The sequence below is a fragment of the Heliomarina baculiformis genome (genome assembly GCF_019966545.1).
Lineage (GTDB): Bacteria > Pseudomonadota > Alphaproteobacteria > Rhodobacterales > Rhodobacteraceae > Heliomarina > Heliomarina baculiformis.
In genome coordinates this window covers 324,660-342,812 of sequence record NZ_JAIMIC010000002.1, presented here as the reverse complement: position 1 = coordinate 342,812, position 18,153 = coordinate 324,660, and the positions used below count along the sequence as shown (strand labels likewise).

Sequence of the window (18,153 nt, the reverse complement as noted above, 5' to 3'; positions counted from 1 at the left end):
TCATTGTGCAGGCATCGTCCGGGCGCCTGAACCACCGCGTGCCGCCGCGATCAGGTCACGTCGGCTGGTTGTATAGGCGTCTTCGGAACCGGCACGCCGAATCTGCCGCTGACACAGCAGACGCTCGACCGCGTCGATATATCCCGCGCGTAATCCTGCGTCGATAGTAATTCGTTCAAAAACATCACGTTGCGCGTGACTCCCGCCGGCAAGCTGCAACGTGTCTCGGGCGCGCTCCAGATGCGTAAAGGCCACTTCGAAACGGGCCTCGGAAAAAGCGGTGAGACCCGCTGCCGCGTCAAATCCCGGAGCCGACATCCGGGCCGCAGTCTCTCCTTCTCCAAGCTTGGCATCACGCGCGATCCGGGCCAGCATCGCCGCGCCGTTACCAGCGTCGCCACCCCGCATCAGTGCCATGAGATAGTGCAGATCGGCGAAAATCAAACAGCCGTCCTGCGTGCGCTTTGCGCTGATTTCGGCCATCTCCTCCCAGCGATCGCCCACGTCGACGCCCTCAAGCTCCAGCCGCATCAGCAGCGAGGCGCCATTCGATATGTCTCGGTAATCGTCGGTTTTATCGGCGCGGATCTGCTCGTCGTAAAGCGCCAGAACCCGGTCAGTATCGCCCTGATCCAGATGCATCAGCGCCTTGTGCCACCAGACGTGATAGCGGAAATTGTTGCAATGCGCCCATGCGGCTTCGCGCCCTTCCAGCCATTTCAGCCCGGATTGCGCGCGCCCGGTCATGTCATAGACATGGGCCACCGCGTGCAACCCCCAGGCGTCGTTCGGCGCGGTCCAGAGCGCATGCCGTCCGGTGATTTCCGCCTGCTCATAAGCGCCGGTTTCCTCAAGGGTGAAGGCATGGCACCCCAGCATATACCCCCGCGCCGCATGATCCGCGCCATACGCGGGTAGCACTCGCTCGACCGAGGCTCGCATCCCCGCCGCATCGCCCAGCGTGAAACGGATCGCATGGCTCAGCTTCATGGCCAGCGCATCCTCGGGCGTAGCCGCCAGAACCGTTTCCATCGCGTCGACCGCCCCGCTCGGGCTACCATCCATCCAGCGTTCGAGCGCCGCGATGTAAAGCTTTTCCCGGTCCGAGAGCGAAACTGCCGCCGCGGCCTGTCGCGCCTCTGCCAATGCCTCGCGCGCCGTTTCCGTCAGTTCCGCCCGCGCCAGCAGAAGAAAGAACATGCCTTTGACCGCATGGCCCAGCGCGAAATGCGGCTCCGCCTCCAGAACCTTCGCAAGATCGCCGGGCGTCGAGGCCGCATGTGCGAGAAACCCAAGCTGGGTCGCGTTCCATGCCGAAAGACCCTCGGCGGTCTCAAGACTGACCGGCAGGCCAAAAACATCATCTTTCATCGAACGCTTCCCTGTCACTTTTGTGGCTTCTCCAAGGGCGTAACAAAGGTAGGGAATTTGAAATAAGATTATCCACGCTGCTCTCGCATTGGTGAAGCACCGTGTGAGGCCACGTGTTAATTGTTGCAATAATTTCGCCTATGAGCCGGTTTCTCAGGCATAATTCCGCGTGGATTCCAGAATGATAGCGCCACCGGCGCATGACGCGGAAGATGCGTCAGATGCGCCCGTCGTAGGCTCCGCGCGGGATCTCGGCAGCGATCACCGTGAACCGGGAGGCGGAGAGCGCATCCTTGAGCGCCGCGCGCAATTCTCCCCGCGATGCCACTGTGACGCCTTCGCCGCCAAAGGCCCGCCCGATGGCGGCAAAATCGGCTCGGGCGAAATCGACGCCCCGGTTGATCATCTGCCGTTCGCGCTGCTTCTTTTCGATCAGCGCCAGCGAGGCGTCGACAAACACGACAAAGATCACCGGCAGGTTGAGCTCTGCCGCCGTGGCCAGTTCGCCCGCCACCATCAAGAAACCCGCATCACCGGAAAAAGACACCACCGGCCGCTCCGGCGCGGCCAGCTTCAGTCCCATCGCCAACGGTACAGCGCAGCCCATGGTGCAAAGCCCCGAGGACTGCACCAGCCCCCGCGCCTCGGAGCAGCGCCACATCTGCGACAGCAAGATCCGGTGAGCTCCGCTATCTGCCGTGGCAAGCGTGTTATCGGGCAGAACCTCGCGACATTCCGCGATGACCGCTCCCGGCCCCCATGTCTCATCCACCGGGAAAGCCTGATCCAGCGCCGCGCGTACCTTCGCCGGTTCGCCATTGGGCCATACATCCCGTCCCGGTCCCTCAGGCATCAGCGCGTTGAGCGTCGCAGCGGGGTCGGCCACAAAACCCAGGCCCGCGTGGTGCATGTAATGGTCGTTCTGGACCGGCGCGATATCGATAACTTTCTGCCGCGACGGCTCCCACACGTGTCGCCAGCCGGGCCGCATCTCAATCGGGTCGTAACCAACGGCCAGAACCAGATCCGCCTGTTGTACCAGTGGCAGCAGGTGGCCATCCGCCAGCGGCGACAACCCCGCCCCGCCAAGGCAGAGCGGATGGTCTTCGGGCATCACACCCTTGGCCTTGTAGCTGGTGACGAAGGGGATGCCATAGGCCTCGAAAAACGCGTCCAGCGCCGCGCCCTGATCCAGCATATCCAGCCCGACCAGCGCAATCGGGCGCTCGGCACTTAAAAGCCATTCCCTCGCCTGCGCCAGATCCGCGCCCACGGGCGCCACAGCACTGGCCGGCGCGCGCCTCGGCTGGGCCACGTCCGGCACCATCTGATCGGCGACTCCGATAGGCACATCCACATGCACCGGGCCAGGACGCGGATCGGTCGCAACGCAAACAGCGCGATCCGCAACAATTCCCGCCGCCTCGGCGTTCAACCGGAAACTCGCCTTGGTGATCGGCGCGAAGACCGCGCCGTGATCCAGCACCTGATGCGTGTATTGCTGGGCTTCGGCCTCATCGACACAGCCCGTCAGCACGATCAGCGGCACCCGATCCTGATGGGCATTTGCCACGACATTTACCCCGTTCATCGCCCCCGGCCCCAGCGTGGCAACCAGAATGCCCGGCGCTCCGTCCCGATGATAGACACCCTCGGCCATGAACCCGGCCGCGTTTTCATGCTTGGCCAGCACAAAGCGTATCCCGGCTTTCTCAAGAGCATCCACAAGGGTCAGCACTTCGCCCCCCGGCATCCCAAAGGCGTGGCGGCACCCGGCCTCGTAAAGACGACGGGCAAGGACATCGGCTGCGCGGATCGGGGCGTCGGACATGAGGACCTCCAAAAGCTCTGCTTCCTGCAAAGCCCGGTCACGCCCGCCGCGCAAGCCCCTAATTGAATTCATGAAACCTAGTTCACCGCCTCGTCAGCGATTGCGGCGAATTTCTCATCCAGACCTTCGGACAGCTTGACCAGTTCCACGCCGCCCTCCTCGAAATATGGCCCAAAGACAAAGCTCGGCTTTTTATAAGAAAGCATCGCCGTCCCGCCCGCCTGTTCGGTCACGTAGAACCGGATCGGCGCCTCGATCATGGCCGCCTCGGACAGGCGCAGGATCGTCACCGCGAAATCGTTGTTGAACACGCCGATCACCCGGTTGCCGGGGATCGTGATGCCACGGCTCGCCGCCATATCGGTCGGCCCCGCTTCTGTCACCACCCCCATACCATTGGCCTTGGTCGCGTCCTTCACTGCAATGACCAGATCGTCAAAGGGCTTTTGCGTGGCAAAGACCGCCCAGCCTTCTCGCTCGGTCACTTCCGAAGAAGCTGGTTCGGCGGCAAGAGCAAGGATCATGAAGAACGGCAGGGCAAAAAAACGCATATCAATAACTCTCGTAGCGATACCTATCACGATGCCAGCCCCCCACCCGATCCGGCAAGGAACCTGTTTGTGATCGGCATTGCCCCGCCTAAAGCGCCGCGTTCAGCCCCTTGACGATCCAGCTTCGCGTGTCGACCGGATCGATCACCGCGTCGATCTCCTGCAGGGCGGCGATGTTCAGCGCCCGGCCCTTATCATAGGACTCCCCGACCAGCCGGTCGAACAGCGCCTTGCGCGCCATCTCATCCGGTTCGGCGTCCAGCTCGCGCTTGAACCCTAGCGTCACCGCCCCTTCAAGCCCCATCGGCCCGAACTCCCCCGTCGGCCACGAGATATTGAAATCGGGCGTCTCGAAACTGCCGCCCGCCATCGCCTGCGCGCCGATGCCATAGCCCTTGCGCAGACAGACAAAGAAGAGCGGCGCGGTCAGCTCGGCCCCGGCGCTCAGGAAATCGCAGGCCGCCTGAACGCCGCCCTGCGCCTCGCTCTCCGGCCCGACCATGAACCCCGGCGTGTCGCAAAGCGAAACCACCGGCAGCCCGAACCGGGCGCAGAGCCGCAGGAACCGCGCCGCCTTGGCCGAGGCCGGTGCATCCAGCGCCCCACCCAGATGATGCGGGTTATTCGCGATCAGCCCCAGCGCGCGCCCCTCAACACGAACAAGCCCCGTGATCATGCCGGGCGCATGAGCGCGACCCAGCTCCAGAAAACTGTCCCTGTCGACCAACCCGTCGATCACCGCACGCACGTCATAGGCGCGCAGCCGGTTCTCGGGGATGACGTGGCGTAGTTCGCGCGCATCCGCCGCCTCCCAATCCGCGACCGGTCCCTGAAAATAGGACATTGCCCGCCGCGCCGCCTCGGTCGCTTCGGCTTCATTCTCAACCAAGATATCGACCAGCCCGATCTCGGCCTGCATCGGCGCGGGGCCGATCTCTTTCGGGTCGAAACTACCCAGACCGCCCGCCTCGATCATTGCCGGACCGCCCAGACCGATCCACGAGTTGCGTGTGGCGATGCGGATATCCCCCGCGCCAAAGATCGCCGCGTTCCCGGCAAAGCAATAGCCTGAATTGACGGCGATTTTCGGTCCCCGCCCCCTGAGCCGGGCAAAGACATGAAAGGTCGTCACGTCGAGCGCACAGCGCATGATATCGGCGAAATCGACGTCTCCCGGTCGCCCGCCACCGCCTTCGGTGTAAAAGATCACCGGCAGCTTGCGCCTTTCGGCAATCTCGAACAGACGGTCGGTCTTCATATGGCCACGCATCCCCTGCGTGCCCGCCATAACCGTACCGTCATAAGCAAGGATCGCGACCTGCGCGGCCTCGACCGGCACCATTCCCGCATTGACTTCGCCCAGCCCAGTGACGATCCCGTCCGCCGGAGATTTCTCCCGCAGCTCCTCGGCCGAGCGTCGCCGCAGCTGCCCCGCCACGACGAGCTGGCCGTATTCGTGGAACGTCCCGCCCCGGCAAAGGTCCTCGACATTTTCCCGCGCTGTCCGCTGGCCCCGCGCGCGCCGCCGCGCGACCGCCTCGGGACGGTTTTCATCCAGCGTCAGCGCAAGGCGGTCGTTCAGCGCCGCCAGATCGGGCCGGATCGCGTCAAGGTCCCGCGCCTCGGCCACGCTGGCATCAGTGACGTCCCCGGCCCGTGGTTCATAGCTCACAAGCGCGGCCCCGTCCGCGACCAGATCACCCGGCGCCACCAACAGGTCGAGCACGCGCCCCGGCCCATGCGCACTAACCACATGCTGCATCTTCATCGCTTCGAGGATAACAAGTTCCTGCCCAGCGACAAAATCTTCGCCCGGCGCGACCCGGACCGAATGCACCACCCCCTGCATCGGCGCCTTCAGCGAGGACACCCCTTCGGGCAGCACCGGCTCCGGCTCATCGGTCTGAGCCTCGTTCGCAACCGCTTCATCGTCCTGCGCCAGTTCCGTCACCAGACCGCGATCCACCGATCCCACATCCACTGACCAATCCGCCAGTTCCTCTCGCGCCAGCAGGGCCCCAAGATACGGCAGGGTCGTCCCCGCCCCCTCAACCCGGAACTCCGACAGCACCCGAACCGCCCGCACCAGCAGCGGCCCCAACTCGCCCGAGCGTTCGTGCACCACCACCTTTGCCAGCAGGGAATCGAACATCGGGCTGATCGTGTAACCGGCATAGCCATAGGTATCGACCCGCACGCCCGGCCCGCTCGGCGGCGAAAACACGTCAAGCCGCCCATGCCCCGGCCGTACCGACCCATCCAGACCGATCACCTCGCAATTGACCCGCGCCTGCAAGGCCATGCCGCGCGGCAGGCGCGGCCCATCCGCGAGCCCGACATCGGCAAGGCTCGACCCGTCCGCGATCTGTAATTGCAGAGCTACCAGATCAAGCCCCGTGATTTCCTCGGTCACCGTGTGCTCGACCTGAATGCGCGGATTGACCTCGATGAAATGGAACTCGTCGCGCTCCGTCTCGACAAGGAATTCCACCGTGCCGATCCCGCGATAGCGCACGGCCTCGCCGATGGCGACGGCCGCATCCAGCAGAGCCGCCCGCAGGTCCTCGTCCAGAGCCGGTGCCGGAGCTATCTCGACAAGCTTCTGATGCCGCCGCTGCAGGGTGCAGTCACGCTCCCACAGATGGGTCACGTCGCGCCCGTCGCCAATGATCTGCACTTCGATATGGCGCACCGGATGCAGGTAGCGCTCGCCATAGATCCCATCGGACCCGAATGCCGCCTTCGCCTCGGCCCGCGCCTGCGCCAGCGCGCCTTCCATTTCGGAGGCCTCGCGCACCACGCGCATACCTCGCCCGCCACCGCCGCTCACCGCTTTCAGCACCACCGGCGCCCCGTCCTGCGCCAGCAGAAAATACCGCGCGTCTTGCGCGCTCTCCAGCACGCCCGAACCTTCGATGACACCGACCCCAGCCGCCTTTGCCAGATCCCGCGCCGCCACCTTGTCGCCCAGCCGCGCCAGCACCTCCGGCTCCGGCCCGACAAAAATCAGCCCCGCACTGCGACAAGCCCCGGCAAATTCGGCGCTCTCGCTCAGCAGCCCATAGCCCGGATGCACCGCATCGCAGCCTTCATCCCGCGCCACCGCGACCAGCGCCTCGATGTCGAGATATCCCGCAACCCCGCGCCCTGGCAGCTCGACCGCCAGATCCGCATGGCGCAGGTGCAGCGACTCCGCATCGTCCGGCGTGTATACCGCCACCGTCCTGATCCCCATCGCCGCCGCCGTCCGTGCCACCCGTATGGCAATTTCTCCCCGGTTCGCGATCAAAAGCGTCGGAATCATCGTGACTTTCTCCCTTCCTCCCGGCCCTATGGCCGGCCACCCCGGCGACGTTAACCTTAACGTCACCCATGAGGCCAGCGCGATTTCCAAGCCGCTTGCAAGGCCCGCCAAACCGGCCAATAAGCAAAGGATGAACGGTCCCACCTTTCCCCTTACCCATGATGTCGTGCTGATCGGCGGCGGCCATACCCATGCGCTGGTTCTGCGCATGTGGGGGATGCGTCCTCTTCCCGGCGCAAGGCTGACCTTGATCAATCCCGACCCCGGCGCCGCCTATTCCGGCATGCTCCCCGGCCATATCGCCGGTCACTATGATCGCGAGTCGCTCGATATCGATCTCGTGCGCCTCGCCCGTTTTGCCAATGCGCGGCTGGTACTGGGCGCGGCGACCCATCTCGACACGGCCAATGGCATGATCCATGTTCCCGGTCGCCCGCCCATCGGCTACGATCTGGCCTCTATCGACATCGGCATCACTTCGGACCTGCCGGACCTACCCGGCTTTAGCGACCACGCGATCCCCGCCAAACCGCTCGGCCCCTTCGCCAGCGCCTGGACAAGCTTCCTTGAAAAAACCACCGGCCCTGCGCGCGTAACCGTGATCGGCGCGGGCGTGGCCGGTGCCGAACTCGCCATGTCCCTCCACCACCGGCTAAAGCGGTCCGGCCGCCCCGCCACGATCACGCTGATCGACCGGTCGAACGCCCTTTCCGACACCGCCCCCGGCGCGCGCGACAAGCTGCTGAACAAACTGGAAAATTTCGGCATCACTGTCATCGAAAGAACCGGGATCGCGCGTATCGAAGCAAATGCCGTCCAACTCGAGAACGGAAAACAGATCCCGTCCGATTTCACCATCGGCGCCGCCGGTGCCACCTCGCACCAATGGCTCGCCCGCTCCGGGCTCGATCTGACCGACGGATTCCTCACCACATCCGAGACCCTGCAAACCAGCGATCCCGCGGTCTTTGCCGCCGGAGACTGCGCCCATTTCGCGCCCTCCCCCCGCCCCAAGGCCGGGGTCTTCGCGGTCCGGCAGGCGCCCGTCCTGTTCCACAATCTCCGCGCCCGGCTGACCAAAACACCGCTCCGCCCCTACCGACCGCAAAAGCGCTATCTCAAGCTGATCTCCCTCGGCGGCAAATCCGCCCTCGCCGACCGTCCCGGCCTGCCCGCAGTGGCAGGTCCGCTGATCTGGCGCTGGAAGGATCACATCGACCGGAAATTCATGGACCGGTTCACCGACCTGCCCGCGATGCCCGCGCCGCGGCTCCCGCGCGAACACACTGCCACACTGCGCGACACCATCGGCGACAAACCCATGTGCGGCGGTTGCGGCGCCAAGGTGGGGCGCGACACGCTCACTCGCGCCCTCGCCGCCCCCACCCATGCCATCCGCGACGACATCACCGCCCTGCCCGGCGACGATGCCGCCCTGCTCCACACCGGCGGCGCGCAACAGGTGATGACTTCCGACCACCTGCGCGCCTTCACCAATGACCCGGACACCATGACCCGCATCGCCGCGATCCATGCGCTCGGCGACATCTGGGCGATGGGGGCCGAACCACAGGCTGCCACCGCTACTCTGATTCTGCCGCGCCAGAGCGAAGCGCTGCAATCCCGCCTGCTGGCCGAGATCATGACAACCGCCCGTGACACGCTGCACAAGGCCGGCGCCGAAATCGTCGGCGGCCATACCTCGCTCGGCGACGAACTCACCATCGGCTTTACCCTCACCGGCCTCTGCAGGACCGAGCCGATCAAGCTTCAAGGCGCAAAGCCCGGCGATGCGCTGATCCTCACCAAACCCATCGGCAGCGGGACGATCCTCGCCGCCGAAATGCAGATGAAGGCCCGCGGCGACTGGGTCGCAAATGCCTACCGCCAGATGATGCAGGATCAGTCAAAAGCCTCGCAAATCCTGCAAAACGCCCATGCCATGACCGATGTTACCGGCTTCGGCCTCGCCGGTCACCTGCTCAACATCTGCGAGACCTCCGGCACCGCCGCCAGCCTGTCCCTCAAGGACATCCCAACCCTCGAGGGCGCCCAGACACTCGCGGAAACCGGTATCCGCTCCACCCTGTACCCGCAAAACCGCGCCCTCCTCCCCGATCTCCCCGAAACACCCGACACGGATCTCCTCTTCGATCCCCAGACCGCCGGTGGCCTGCTCGCCGCTGTCCCCGCCGAAAAAGCCACCGCGCTGCTCCAGCAGCTCCAGAACGCCGGCTACCCCGCCGCCCTTATCGGCCAGATCACCGAAGGCCCCCCCGGGATCACCCTCACCTGATCCCCATTTCCTCTTGCCCGAAATACTCCGGGGGAGTCCGCGCCAGCGGACGGGGGCAGCGCCCCCCCCAAAAAAACGGCCTCACATGCACCCAATCCCCTGTTTCTCCCGGAAAATCCGCCTCACCGGATGACAGCCCCGGCAGGCTGACCTAAAAGAAGCCCCAACAGGCTAAGACAGGATTTCCCATGTTCGACCTTCTGATCCGCAACGCCACCCTGCCCGACGGGCGTAAGGGTTGCGATATCGCCGTCCGCAACGGGCGCATCGCCGCCGTGGAACCGGGCATCGACGGCGAGTCCGCCGCAACCATCGACGCGGCAGGCCAGCTGGTCAGCCCGCCCTTCGTTGATCCGCATTTCCACATGGATGCGACCCTCTCGCTCGGCCTGCCCCGGATGAATCGCTCCGGCACCCTGCTCGAAGGCATCGCGCTCTGGGGCGAGCTGCGCCCGACCCTGACCAAAGAGGCCCTGATCGAACGCGCGATCCGCTATTGCGATCTTGCCGTCTCCAAGGGGCTGCTCGCCGTGCGCAGCCACGTGGATGTCTCCGACCCCCGGCTCGTCACCGCCGAGGCGCTGCTCGAAGTGCGCGAGCTTGTCGCGCCCTATCTCGATCTCCAGCTCGTTGCCTTCCCGCAGGACGGCTATTACCGGGCTCCCGAGGCCGAAGCGGCGCTGACCCGCGCTCTCGACATGGGCGTGGAAATCGTCGGCGGCATCCCCCATTTCGAACGCACGATGGCGGATGGCGCCCGCTCGGTCGAAGCGCTCTGCCGCCTCGCCGCCGACCGGGGCCTCATGGTCGACATGCATTGCGACGAAACCGACGATCCGCTGTCCCGCCACGTGGAAACCCTTGCCGCCGAGACCGTGCGCTTCGGGCTTCAGGGACGGGTCGCCGGGTCGCACCTGACATCCATGCATTCGATGGACAATTACTACGTCTCCAAGCTGCTGCCGCTGATGGCCGAATCCGGCATGGCCGCGATCCCCAACCCGCTCATCAACATGATGCTGCAGGGTCGCCACGACACCTACCCGAAACGGCGGGGTCTCACCCGCATCCCGCAGATGATGAAAATGGGCATTCCCCTCGGCCTCGGGCAGGATTGCGTCATGGATCCTTGGTATTCGATGGGCACCGGCGACCTGCTCGACGTGGCCCATATGGCCGTCCATGCCACGCAGATGGGCTCGATCGAAGACAAGCGCGCGCTCTTTGACGCGGTCACGGTGAATTCCGCCCGGATCATGGGGCTCGACGGTTACGGGCTGGAACCCGGCTGCCACGCCGACATGGTACTCTTGCAGGCCCGAGACGTGACCGAGGCGATCCGCCTGCGCCCGAACCGGCTCAAGGTCATCCGCAGGGGCAAGGTCATTGCCGAAACCGCTCCGGAACACAGCCGTCTCTCGCTCGACGGCCGCCCCGAAACCGTCGACCCGGCCGATTACGCGCCGGTAAACGCTTCTTGACCAAATGGTCAGAAAATGACCATTAAAGCGGCACTTGCACAGGCTGGTCCCCGTCCGCGGTGACCCGTAGCCTTGACAGGAACCGGCTTCGGCATGCTGACTTCTGCCATGCCATTTCACAGGCAATCATAAACGCCCGATGCTGTGCAGGGGGCGAACAGGGACAAGGAAAACTGACATGAAACCCACTCTCATGAACCGCCGCCGCCTTCTCGGCACCGGCGCCGCCCTCGGCGCTTCCACGCTTTTCGCCCCGTCGATCCTGCGCGCGCAGTCCGGTCCGGTCAAAGTGGCAGGCATCCACGCCTCCCCCGTCGAAAACGCATGGAACTCGGTCCTGCACGCGGCCATGGTCGCCGCCAACGACGAAGGCATGATCGAATACACCTTCTCCGAAGGCGTCTCCGGCACCGACTATCCCCGCGCCATGCGTGAATATGCCGAGGCGGGCAACGTGCTGATCGTCGGCGAATCCTACGCGGTCGAACGCGAAGCGCGCACCGTCGCCGGCGACTATCCCGATACCGCCTTCCTCATGGGCTCCTCCGGCGAAGCGGCGGGCGACAATTTCGGCGTCTTCGGCACCTGGAACTGGGAAGCGGCCTATCTTTGCGGCATGCTCGCCGGTGCGATGACCAAAACCGGCACCGTCGGCTCGGTCGGCGCGATCCCGATCCCCGAGGTCAACATGCTGATCAACGGCTTTGCCGATGGCGTCAAAGCGGTGAACCCCGACGTCAACCACGTGGTCAGCTTCATCGGCACCTTCTTCGATCCGCCGAAAGCACGCGAAGCCGGTCTCGCCCAGATCGACAGCGGCGCCGACATCCTGTTCGGCGAACGCATCGGGACGGCAGACGCGGCGCAGGAACGCGGCATCAAGGCCATCGGCTCTCTGATCGACTATACGCCGCGCTACCCGGATACGGTTTTTGCCAACGCACTCTGGTCCTTCCGTCCGCTGCTCGATTCCGCGCTGGCCGATGCCACTGGCGGCAACCCGGTCGGCAAGAACTACACGCCGCTCAGCCTGATGGAAGACGGCGGCAACGACATCACCTATGTCGATGGCGTCGCCCCGGCGGATGCGGTTGCCAAGATGGAAGAGGTCCGCGCCGCCATCAAGGCAGGCGAATTCGAAGTACCGCGCAACTTCGACGAACCGGCCTGATCGCAATGGCCGGATCCTTCCGGCATATGCAAAGATCCTGCCCCTTTCTGGGGCAGGATGTTTACCGGTGCCCGGCGTGAAAGACACGGGTCACGACATGGAAGATGCGCTCGGCCTAGCCAAAGACATCGCCAATGGCAGCCTGAGCGCCGATGACGCCATGCGCGCGGCCCGGAGCCGGGCCGACGCGGTCCAAGACCTCGGCGCCACCTGCTGGATCGCCCCCGATGACCCGGCCCCGGCCAACGATGGCCCCTTCGCGGGCGTACCGCTGCTGGTCAAGGATCTGGGCGGGCCTTTCGCAGGCATCCCCATGCACGCAGGATCGGCCGCCCTCGCCCGGATGAAGGGCGCAGCCGACAGCGATCTTGCCGCCCGTTTCCGCGCCGCCGGGTTCCGCCCTTTCGGCGCGACCACCGTGCCGGAATTCGGCCTGGCGCTTTCGAGCGAACCGGCAACCGGCCCGATCTGCCGCAACCCGCTGAATCCCGATCTTAGCGCCGGAGGCTCCTCGGGCGGCAGCGCCGCCGCCGTTGCCGCCGGTATCGTGCCTCTCGCCCATGCCACGGACGCGGGCGGCTCGATCCGCGTCCCCGCCGCCTGCTGCGGGCTGATCGGGCTGAAACCCTCGCGCGGGGCCATCCCCGGCGGCCCCGGCTTCGGCAATCATCTCGGTGGCATCGCCAGCGAATTCGCCATCACCCGCACGATCCGCGACGCGCAGGCGCTCTGGCCCTGCCTCACCGGCAATCCACGCGGCCTCTCTCTCGCACCGGTACAACGCCCAACCGAAGCCCCCCTGACCATCGGCCTTTTGACCGCAGCAGAAAACATAACCCCCGACCGAGCCGAAATCCTCCCCGAGGCCGCGCGCGTATACGAAACCGCCGGTCACCGGATCGTCGAAATCCCCGCCAGCGACCTCGCAAAAATTCGCGAGATCTCGGCCCGCGCCTTCGGACGGATCATCGCGGCCAACCTCGCGACACTCTTCCGAAACGGTCTCGACGCCAGTTTGACCGAACCACTGACCCAGGCCTTCATCGAACAGGGCCTGTCGATGAAAGCCACCGATCTCTGGTCCGCGACCGAGGCAGGCGCGACCGCTGCCTACCAGCTCTGGACCCTCTTCGACCGGGTCGATATCCTGCTCACACCGATTCTTTCCTCGGTCCCGCTGCCGCTTGGCTCCTTCCCGATGGATCACGATGACACCGCCGCCCATCTGGGCCGCATGGACGATTTCGCCCCATACGCGGCGCTCGCCAATATCACCGGCGCACCGGCGCTGACCATGCCGTTTGGCAGCGATGCCAATGGCTTGCCCCTGCCGATCCAGCTCATCGCGCCCCTCGGCGGCGACCTGCAACTGCTGTCCCTAGGTGCCACGCTGGAAGCCGAAAACCGTTGGCAACACCCGATCCCGCTCTTTGGAAATCCTGCATGACCCCTGTCCTTGAACTCTCCGGCATCACCAAGCGGTTCGGCCATGTCACCGCGAACGAAGATGTTTCGCTGCATCTCGACAAGGGCGAGATCGTCTCGCTTCTGGGCGAAAACGGCGCTGGCAAGACGACGCTCATGTCGATCCTTTTCGGCCATTACACCGCCGACGAAGGCACCGTTCGCGTCGAAGGTCAGGAACTGCCCCCCGGCCGGTCCCGCGCCGCGATCCGCGCGGGCGTCGGCATGGTGCATCAGCATTTCGCACTGGCCCCGAACCTAACGGTTCTGGAAAACGTCATGACCGGTACTGAACCCCTGTGGAAGCTGCGCTCGGACCGGGCCGCCGGACGCAGAAAGCTGGTCGATCTCTCCGCCCGCTTCGGGCTAAAGGTCGACCCCGACGCCCGCGTTTCCGACCTTTCGGTCGGCGAATGCCAGCGCGTCGAAATTCTCAAGGCGCTCTATAACGATGCCCGTATCCTGATCCTCGACGAACCCACTGCCGTCCTGACCGCGCAAGAGGCCGAAAGCCTCTTTGCCACCCTTCGACAGATGACCGGCGAAGGGCTGTCGCTCATCTTCATCAGCCACAAGCTGCATGAGGTTATGTCCGCATCGGACCGCGTTGTAGTCCTTCGGCGCGGCAAGGTCGTCGCCGAACGGCGCACTTCAGATACCACACGCGAGGAACTGGCCGAGTTGATGGTGGGCCGCAAGGTCGAACGCCCGGCGCGACCGCCTGCGACCCCCGGCGCGGTGCTGCTCGAAGGGGTCGACCTGCATGTCCGCGGCAAGGGCGGCGCATCGCTGCAAGGCATCGGCTTCAAGCTGCGCGCGGGCGAAACCCTCGGCATCATTGGCGTTTCCGGCAACGGACAGACTACGCTCGCCGGGCTGGTCTCGGGGTTGATGGCCCCGGATTCCGGCGCCCTACTAGTTAAGGTCCAGACCGTGGCGACCCATGACGTGCCCCATGCCATCGCCGCCGGGATCGGTCGCATCCCCGAGGACCGCAACGCCGAGGGCACCATCGGCGACATGGCCACATGGGAAAATGCCGTGCTCGAACGCATCTGGTCGCCCGACTTTTCCCGGCGCGGCGTGGTGCGCCGCGCCGCCGCTCGCTCCGCGACCGAAGACATCATCAAGGGCTATGACGTGCGCGGTGCCACCGTCGATGGCCGCATCCGGCTCTTGTCCGGGGGGAACATGCAGAAACTGATCCTTGGCCGGGTGCTCGAAGCCGGGCCCGATATCCTCGTCGCCGCCCAGCCCAGCCGGGGCCTCGACGAAGGCGCCATCGCCGGTGTCCACGAACGCCTCCTCGAAGCGCGGGGCCGTGGTGCGGGCGTCCTGCTGATCTCCGAGGATCTCGACGAAGTGATCGCCCTCTCCGACAACATCCGCGCCATTGTAAACGGCAGGCTCTCGCCCGCGATCCCCGCCGAGCGCGCCAATGCCCAGTTGCTTGGGCTGATGATGGCCGGGGACTGGTCCGCCGCCGAGGCCATCGAAGCGGAGAACACGCATGCGCTTTGAACGCCGCGACCACCCTTCCCGCCTACTCACCGTGCTGGCCCCCATCGGCGCGATCCTTGCCGCGCTGGTCGTGGCAGGCCTGCTCATCGCCATCGCCGGGGCAAACCCGATCCGTGCCTACGGGCTGATCCTCAAGGGCGCCTTCGGCTCTCGCCTCGGACTGTCGGAAACCCTCACACGAGCCACGCCGCTGATCCTCACCGGGCTTGCCGCCGCCGTGGCCTTCCGCGCGCGGCTCTGGAACATCGGCGGCGAGGGCCAGCTCTATCTCGGCGCGCTCGCCGTGCCCGCGCTCGGGATGCTGCCGATCATGGCCAGCCTGCCCGCGCCGATCTCCATCGTACTCTGCCTTGCCGTTGGTGCCATCGCGGGCATGATCCTGCTTTTGATCCCGCTGGGTCTGCGGCTCAGGTTCGGCGTGGACGAGGTGGTGACGACGCTACTGCTGAACTTTGTCGCCGTGCTCTTTGTCTCGCTGATGATTGAAGGCGCGATGAAAGACCCGCTCGCCTTCGGCTGGCCGCAATCGGTGCCGGTCCCCGACAGCGCCATCCTGCCCAAGCTGATGGAGCGCACCCGTCTGCACGCTGGTCTCCTGATCGCGCTGGCCATGTCTATCGCCGTCTGGTGGCTTCAGGCCCGCACCGTCTTTGGCATGCGCGCCCGCGCCGCCGGTCTCAACCCGCGCGCCGCCGCCTTTGCCGGCGTTCCGCTTGGCCGCACGCTGATCGCGGTCGCCTGTCTTTCGGGCGGTCTGGCCGGTCTGGCCGGCGCCATCGAGGTCATGGGCGTCAAGGGATACGTCACCACCGACCTGTCGCCCAGCTACGGCTATTCCGGCATCGTCATCGCCATGCTCGCCAACCTGAACCCCATCGGCGTGATCGGCGCAGCGCTATTCTCGGCGGTCATGTTTGTCGGCGCCGACAGCATGTCGCGCGCCCTTTCGATCCCCTCCTACATCGCCGACGTCACCGTCGCCTTGTCGCTGCTCACCATGCTGGTGGCGATCTTTCTCGCTCAATACAGGATCCGCAGATGAGCGTCTTTCTCGATATCCTCGCCTCGGTCGGCATGTGGGAGGCGGTCCTGCGCATCGCCACGCCCCTGATCCTCGGCACCCTCGGCGTATTGCTCTGCGAACGGGTCGGGGTACTCAACCTCGGCATCGAAGGCATCATGACCTTTGGCGCGATGATTGGCTGGCTGACGGTCTATTCCGGCGGCGATCTCTGGACCGGCATGCTGGTCGCAGCACTCGGCGGCGCGATGTTCGGCTTTCTCCACGCGCTGCTGACCGTGCCGCTGGGTCTCAGCCAGCATGTGACGGGCCTCGGCATCACCCTCTTCGCGTCGAGCTTTTCCTATTACGTCTTCCGCCTCGCCGTACCCACCGCCTCTTCGCCCCCCACTGTCGAACCGTTCCGCCCGCTGGAAATCCCGCTGCTGGCCGATATCCCGTTTCTTGGCCCGGTGCTCTTTAACCAGACCGCGCCGACCTACCTGGCGCTGGTGATGGTGGCGCTGCTCGCATGGGTGCTTTACCGCACGCCGCTGGGCCTCGCGATCCGCATGGCGGGCGAAAACCCCCATGCGGTCGACGCGCAGGGCATCGACCCGATCTGGCTGCGTATCGGCACGATCATGGCCGGTTCCGCGCTGATGGGCATGGGCGGCGCCTTCCTGACCCTCGCCGCCTTCAACTCCTTCTTCCCAACGATGATCCAGGGCCGCGGCTGGATCTGCGTGGCGCTGGTGGTTTTTGCTTCGTGGCGGCCCGCCCGCGCCCTGCTCGGCGCCCTGCTCTTCGCGTTTTTCGACGCTTACCAGCTGCGCCTGCAAACCGTGGTCGAGGGCGTTCCCTATCAGCTCTTCCTCATGCTGCCCTACGTGCTCTCCATCGTCGCCCTGATCCTGATGGCGCGCCGCGCGCGGGTGCCGCAGGCGCTGATGCAACCCTATCGGCGGGGCGAGCGCTAAGCCCCGCCTCTCCCATCGGAGCGAATTTTCCAGCAGTTTCCGGCCTTTCACGGTCGGAAACGCGTGATTTTTCACGCGCCATACGCTGCCGTTTTCACGACCCAGGCGTAGGCGGCCCGAAATCGGCCGGGAATCAGCCCGCCCGGATGCGCCAATGACGCTGGAGAATTCAGATGGTATTCGTAACGAGAAACCTGTCCCCCGAAGGAGCCGCATCAGGCATGGAAATCCGATCCGTCCGCCCCGACGATCTCGATGCGGTGATCGAGATCTGCCAGTCCGATCACGTCAATCGCGGCACCATGCGACTGCCGGTCGAACCCCGCGCCTGGGTCGAAAAGCGCATCAAGGAGGTGCCCGGCACCTACAAGATGGTCGCCCTGCGCGACGGTGCCGTAGCGGGCTATGGCGAGCTTGTGACATATCCCGACTTCCCGCGCCACTGGCACGTGGCCGAGGTCGAGATGATCGCCACCCACCCCGATCACAGGGGCGCAGGCGTCGGGCAGGAACTGCTCGACCGGATGATCGACATGGCCGACCGCTGGCTTCAGATCCGGCGCCTGCAGCTCTTTGTCTGGACCAGCAATACCTCTGCCATCCGCCTTTACGAAAGCCGCGGGTTCCGGATCGAAGGCACGATGAAGGATTTCGTCTTTCTCGACGGCGCCTATGCCGACGCCCATGTGATGGCCCGGTTGCGACCTGCACCAAGCTCGCAAGACGAGGGCTAGGTCATGGGACATTTCTTACCGACGCAACCCGTGCGCGGGCGCGACGGCTGGGCGATCCACGGCGCTACACACGCCTCGGTCGCCCTGTTCGACCGGGCCATCGAAAGCCTGCAAAGCGATCCGGACACCGCCGATGACCTGCTGCGGCAGGCGCTGCGTCTCAGCCCCGGCTGTATCCTGTTTCATGCCGCGCGAAGCTATCTCCTCGCGTCTTGTGACAAGGCCGCCGGTCCCACATTGCTTCGGCTTTTCGGCCCCCTGACCGGGGACAGGCGCACGCTCTCGCACCTGTCCATCCTCGCGGCGCAGCTTGACGCAAAGCAGATCGCGGCGCATCTCGACCGTTGGCCGGGCGACCGGCTCGCGCTTGCTGTGCAGCGCAACATTCAAGCAAAAGCGGCCTGAAACGCCCTGAAATCCTGCCCCCGACGCGCCCATTTACGCGCGTG

Annotated in this window: 13 protein-coding genes; 9 read left to right on the top strand and 4 right to left on the bottom strand. The window is 65.3% G+C overall.

Features of this window, described 5'->3' with window-relative positions; all coding sequences use genetic code 11:
• The 4 genes from MF268_RS05250 to MF268_RS05235 all read right to left on the bottom strand — a co-directional run bounded on the left by MF268_RS05250 (position 1) and on the right by MF268_RS05235 (position 7,057).
• Complete coding sequence (locus MF268_RS05250) at positions 1–1,371, bottom strand: tetratricopeptide repeat protein (protein WP_238369846.1); 1,371 nt, start codon at positions 1,369–1,371, stop codon at positions 1–3.
• 217 nt (positions 1,372–1,588) lie between these two features.
• Positions 1,589–3,202: a thiamine pyrophosphate-binding protein gene (locus MF268_RS05245; protein WP_238369845.1), complete on the bottom strand. Its 1,614-nt coding sequence runs from the start codon at positions 3,200–3,202 to the stop codon at positions 1,589–1,591.
• Between the two features lie 77 nt (positions 3,203–3,279).
• Positions 3,280–3,753, bottom strand: coding sequence for a DUF302 domain-containing protein (locus MF268_RS05240; RefSeq protein ID WP_238369844.1), 474 nt, complete (start codon positions 3,751–3,753; stop codon positions 3,280–3,282).
• Positions 3,754–3,841: 88 nt separating this feature from the next.
• Positions 3,842–7,057 (bottom strand): acetyl-CoA carboxylase family protein, encoded by a 3,216-nt coding sequence (locus MF268_RS05235; protein WP_238369843.1) that lies wholly within the window; start codon positions 7,055–7,057, stop codon positions 3,842–3,844.
• A gap of 130 nt (positions 7,058–7,187) precedes the next feature.
• Here MF268_RS05235 and selD point away from each other — a divergent pair, with 130 nt between their 5' ends.
• The 9 genes from selD (at position 7,188) to MF268_RS05190 (ending at position 18,109) form a co-directional block, all read left to right on the top strand.
• Positions 7,188–9,353, top strand: a complete 2,166-nt coding sequence (gene selD, locus MF268_RS05230) for a selenide, water dikinase SelD (protein ID WP_238370209.1) — start codon at positions 7,188–7,190, stop codon at positions 9,351–9,353.
• 188 nt (positions 9,354–9,541) lie between these two features.
• Entirely contained in the window at positions 9,542–10,834 is a 1,293-nt protein-coding gene (locus MF268_RS05225; protein WP_238369842.1) for an amidohydrolase family protein, read from the top strand.
• Between the two features lie 178 nt (positions 10,835–11,012).
• On the top strand, positions 11,013–12,005 hold the full coding sequence (locus MF268_RS05220; protein WP_238369841.1) for a BMP family protein: 993 nt from the start codon (positions 11,013–11,015) through the stop codon (positions 12,003–12,005).
• Positions 12,006–12,081: 76 nt separating this feature from the next.
• Positions 12,082–13,452, top strand: a complete 1,371-nt coding sequence (locus tag MF268_RS05215; RefSeq protein ID WP_238369840.1) for an amidase — start codon at positions 12,082–12,084, stop codon at positions 13,450–13,452.
• A complete protein-coding gene (locus MF268_RS05210; protein ID WP_238369839.1) occupies positions 13,449–14,990 on the top strand; it encodes an ABC transporter ATP-binding protein in 1,542 nt (513 codons plus the stop codon). Before MF268_RS05215 ends, MF268_RS05210 begins: the two co-directional genes overlap by 4 nt.
• Positions 14,980–16,032 carry an ABC transporter permease gene (locus MF268_RS05205; RefSeq protein WP_238369838.1) on the top strand — a complete coding sequence of 351 codons (1,053 nt, stop codon included), beginning with the start codon at positions 14,980–14,982 and terminating at the stop codon, positions 16,030–16,032. Before MF268_RS05210 ends, MF268_RS05205 begins: the two co-directional genes overlap by 11 nt.
• Positions 16,029–16,970: an ABC transporter permease gene (locus tag MF268_RS05200; protein WP_238369837.1), complete on the top strand. Its 942-nt coding sequence runs from the start codon at positions 16,029–16,031 to the stop codon at positions 16,968–16,970. The genes MF268_RS05205 and MF268_RS05200 overlap by 4 nt, the downstream gene beginning before the upstream one ends.
• Before the next feature lie 221 nt (positions 16,971–17,191).
• Entirely contained in the window at positions 17,192–17,704 is a 513-nt protein-coding gene (locus MF268_RS05195) for a GNAT family N-acetyltransferase (RefSeq protein WP_238369836.1), read from the top strand.
• Positions 17,705–17,707: 3 nt separating this feature from the next.
• Positions 17,708–18,109 (top strand): hypothetical protein, encoded by a 402-nt coding sequence (locus tag MF268_RS05190; RefSeq protein ID WP_238369835.1) that lies wholly within the window; start codon positions 17,708–17,710, stop codon positions 18,107–18,109.
• The last annotated feature ends 44 nt before the right edge of the window (positions 18,110–18,153 follow it).